Origin of the sequence: Actinoallomurus acaciae (genome assembly GCF_042429965.1) — a bacterium.
Classification (GTDB): Bacteria; Actinomycetota; Actinomycetes; order Streptosporangiales; family Streptosporangiaceae; genus Actinoallomurus; species Actinoallomurus acaciae.
In genome coordinates, this window is the sequence record NZ_JBHLZP010000615.1 from 1 (window position 1) to 4,434 (window position 4,434).

3 protein-coding genes are annotated in these 4,434 nt (G+C 70.2%); 2 read left to right on the top strand and 1 reads right to left on the bottom strand.

Going from position 1 to position 4,434, the window contains the following annotated elements; all coding sequences use genetic code 11:
- Positions 1-111: 111 nt before the first annotated feature.
- A complete protein-coding gene (locus ACFFNX_RS43325) occupies positions 112-873 on the bottom strand; it encodes a DeoR/GlpR family DNA-binding transcription regulator (protein WP_378212076.1) in 762 nt (253 codons plus the stop codon).
- 512 nt (positions 874-1,385) lie between these two features.
- Between ACFFNX_RS43325 and ACFFNX_RS43330 the strand changes: the two genes are divergently transcribed.
- The gene (locus ACFFNX_RS43330; protein WP_378212078.1) at positions 1,386-3,275 is read left to right on the top strand and encodes a ricin-type beta-trefoil lectin domain protein; all 1,890 of its coding nucleotides are present in this window, start codon (positions 1,386-1,388) and stop codon (positions 3,273-3,275) included.
- A gap of 33 nt (positions 3,276-3,308) precedes the next feature.
- Positions 3,309-4,434 (top strand): chitinase (locus ACFFNX_RS43335; protein WP_378212079.1); only part of this gene is annotated, 1,126 nt, incomplete at its 3' end.

Consider the following 4,434-nt stretch of genomic DNA (forward strand, 5'->3'; position numbering starts at 1 on the left):
GTCCTCGCCCAGACCACCTGACGGCTCCGGCCACGAGTGCCCCCCGCGCGCGGCGGGGGGCACTCGTGCGCCTCTGGCCCGGCATCGCACCGGGCGCGCCGAGCGGCTCGGTCAGACGCGGACGACCTCGGGGCCGGCGGCGGCCAGTTCGGCGGCCAGGCCGCTGTCGAGGCCGGTGTCGGTGATCAGGACGCTGATGTCGGACAGCGACGCGAACTTGGCGAGATAGTCGTTGCCGACCTTGGTGTGGTCGACGAGCAGGACGGTGCGCTGCGCGGCCTCGATCATCGACTGCTTGATGGCGGCCTCGGCCGGGTCGGGGGTGGTCAGCCCGACCTCGGCGGAGATCCCGTTGGTGGCCATGAACGCGACGTCGACCCGCAGCCGCGCCAGCGGCCGCATGGCCCAGTCGTCGACGGTCGCGAGCGTGCGCCCGCGCACCCGGCCGCCGAGCATGATCACGCTGAGGTTGGAGCGGGTGGCCAGGATGGTGGCGAGCGGCGGCGAGTTGACGATCACCGTCAGCTCCCGGTCGCTCGGCAGGACCTGCACCAGCCGGCCGGTCGTCGACCCGGCGTCGATGATGATCGAGCCGTCGGCGGGCAGCTCGGCCAGGGCGGCCTTGGCGATGCGCTCCTTCTCCGCGGTCATGACGGCGTCGCGCGCCGCGAGGGCCGGCTCGAAGCCGAGACGCTCCACCGGGATCGCGCCGCCGTGGACGCGGCGCAGCGTGCCCGCGCGTTCGAGCACGGTCAGGTCACGCCGGATCGTCTCCATCGTGACGCCGAAGTCCTCGGCGAGGGTGACGACGTCGACCCGCCCGGCGTCGCGCGTGCGCTGGAGGATCTCCTGCTGCCTCTCCTCGGCGTACATGTTGTTTGACCACCGTCTCGGAGTTGGTTTCGTCTGTGTTTATCTTCCCGGTCTGTGGTGGTCAAGGGCGGCGGGCGCCGAGTTGATCATGATCGTGCCCGCGTCCCGCGCCGGACGGTTTCTCTGACGAGGTGTTGACACGGTTTGACCGCACCGTTACCGTCTGACCTATTGAAAGTAAGGTTTCTTAATTAATCCGGCCTCGGGGGATGCCGACTCGTTCGTGTTCCGCCGAAGGGACGCCTGCCATGCCGCACCGACCGCCCGAGGCGAGCGTGCGGCACCCGCGCCGAGCAGGGTGGTGGCGGGGACGCCCCGCGCCCGGTCGCGCCGCCGCGACCGCCCAGCGCGCCCGTGGCCCGCCGTGAGAGCCCCCGCCCGTCACCGCGGACGTCGCCTTCCGTGAGAGCACCTGCCTGCCGCCACAGGCACCGTGCCGCCGTCACGAGGCGCCCGCCGCCACGGGCGCAGCGCCACCTCCGCCGATCAACACCGGGAAGCCGAGCCCTGCCATGATCAGATCCGTTCGCCGTGCCGGCCGCCGGCCCGCACGGCTGCTCGTGTCCTCCGCACTCCTCGCTCTCGTGGCCGCCCTCTTCACCGGCGGCCTGTCACCCGCGCACGCCGCGGGCGAGACCGTCAACATCTGGCTGACCACCACCGACGACTCCGCCGGCCGTCACGTCACCCGCGGTCTGCAGCAGCAGACGCCGATCGCGTTCGGGACCGGCGGCAGCGGCGCGCAGAACATCACCGTCAACGAGAACACCCGCTACCAGCAGTTCACCGGCGCCGGCGCGTCGTTCACCGACACGGCCGCCTGGCTGATGAACAGCAGTGGGGCGCTGAGCTCCACCACCCGCACCCAGGTGATGCAGCAGTTGTTCGACCCGAACAGCGGCATCGGCCTGGACTTCCTCCGCAACCCGATGGGGGCGTCCGACCTGGCGCGGGGCAACTACTCCTACGACGACATGCCCGCCGGGCAGACCGACCCGAGCCTCGGTCACTTCTCCATCTCCCACGACCTGGCCGACATCCTGCCGCTGACCAAGCAGGCCCGGCAGCTCAACCCGTCGCTCAAGGTCATGGGCACGCCGTGGAGCGCCCCGGCGTGGATGAAGGACAACGACACGTTCAACCAGCCCGGCTGGCTGGAGGCGCAGTACTACGGCGCGTACGCCCAGTACTTCGTCAAGTACATCCAGGCCTACCAGGCGCAGGGCGTGCCGATCGACTTCGTCTCCGCACAGAACGAGCCGACGTGCTGCGCCGGGTACCCGTCGATGAGCTGGAACGGCTCCGGCCTGGACTACTTCACCAAGACGAACCTGCTGCCGGCCTTCCACGCCGCCGGCCTGTCCACCAAGATCCTCGCCCTGGACTGGAACTGGGACACGTACGCGAACTACGGCGCGCCCCAGGTCGACGACTCCGCGATCCGGAACGACCCGAACTTCGGCGGCATCGCCTGGCACGGCTACGGCGGCGACGTGGGCCAGCAGACCACGACGCACAACCAGTACCCGAACGTGGACGCCTACGACACCGAGCACTCCGGCGGCACCTGGATCTCCAACCAGCAGCAGGAGGACATGCACAACATCGTCGACTACACCCGCAACTGGGGGAAGAGCGTCGTCAAGTGGTCGCTCGCGGTGGACCAGAACATGGGCCCGCACAACGGCGGCTGCGGCACGTGCACCGGTCTGATCACCGTGCACAACGGCGACAGCCGCAGCGGGCAGGTCGACTACACGATCGAGTACTACGACATGGGCCACCTGACGAAGTTCGTCAAGCCCGGCGCGTACCGCATCGACTCCACCGCCGGCACCGCCGTGCCGAACGTCGCCTGGCGCAACCCGGACGGCTCCAAGGCCCTGATCGCCTACAACGACAGCGGCTCCGCGCAGTCGCTCAAGGTCAACTGGGGTGGCGAGTCGTTCACCTACTCCCTGCCCGCCAAGACCACCGCGACCTTCACCTGGAGCGGCACCCAGAGCGGCGGCGGCACCGGCGGCACCGGCCAGATCACCGGCTACGGCGGCAAGTGCGTCGACGTCGCCGGCGCGAGCAGCGCCAACGGAACCGCCGTGCAGCTGTACGACTGCAACGGCAGCGCCGCGCAGCAGTGGACGGTCGGCACCGACGGCACGATCCGCGCCCTCGGCAAGTGCCTGGACCTGACCTCCGCCGGCACCGCCAACGGCACCCAGGCCCAGCTGTACGACTGCAACGGCACCGGCGCCCAGCAGTGGACCAGGGGCTCGAACAGCTCCCTCGTCAACCCGGCGTCGGGCAGGTGCCTCGACGCCACCGGCCCGAGTTCGGCCAACGGCACGCGTCTGCAGATCTGGACCTGCACCGGCGCGGCCAACCAGCAGTGGACCACTCCGTAGCCCCCCGCCAGTAACGACCCGCCAGGAGAAGTCATGCCACGACCTCGGTTCACCATGCTCAGAAACAGGATGTCGCGCCTCGCGGCACTCGCCGCGATCCCGCTCGCCGCCGCCGGTGTGCTCGCCACCGGGCAGGCCGCGCACGCCGCCGTCAACCCCGGGCCGGGCTTCCCCGCCCACTACGCCGCCCCGTACGTCGAGACGTGGGGCTCCACCTCCGCGATGGCCGCCGCCCAGTCGGCCACCGGGCTGAAGTACTACACGCTCGCCTTCGTCATCGGCGGGGGCGGTTGCAACGCCACCTGGAACGGCGACACCTCGATCGACAACGCCGGCTGGGAGACCGCGATCAACAACCTGCGGGCCTCCGGCGGCGACGTCATCGTCTCCTTCGGCGGCGCGTCCGGCACCGAGCTGGGCCAGGCGTGCACCTCGGTGTCCACGCTCCAGGCCCAGTACAAGCGGGTGATCGACACTCTCAACCTGACCCGTGTCGACCTCGACATCGAGGGCTCGGCGCTGAACGACACCGCCGCCAACGACCGGCGGAACCAGGCGCTCGCCGCGCTCCAGCAGCAGTACGCCTCCGCCGGCCGGAAACTGGCCGTCGACTACACCCTGCCGGTCGACCCGAGCGGCCTGGAGTCCAACGCCATCAGCCTGCTCAACAACGCCAAGAGCCGGGGCGTGGACGTCAGCGTCGTCAACATCATGACGATGGACTACGGCTCGCCCATGGACATGGGTCAGGCCGCGGTCAACGCCGCCACGGGCCTGCACACCCAGCTCGGGCAGATCTGGACCACCAAGTCCTCCGACCAGCTCTGGGCCATGGAGGGCAACACCCCGATGATCGGGGTGAACGACACGACCAGCGAGGTCTTCACCACCGGCAACGCCTCGACGCTGGAGAGCTTCGCGGCGAGTCACGGCATCCAGCTGCTGGCGTACTGGGCGCTCGGCCGCGACAAGGCCTGCTCGACCAACGGCCAGCTGTCCGACTCGTGCAGCGGCACCCCGCAGAGCGCGTACCAGTTCGCCCGTACGTTCAACGCCCTCACCGGCGGGTCCAGCGGCGGAGGCGGCGGCGCGACCGGTGCGATCAAGGGGTACGGCGGCAAGTGCGTCGACGTCGCCTCGGCGAGCAGTGCGAACGGTG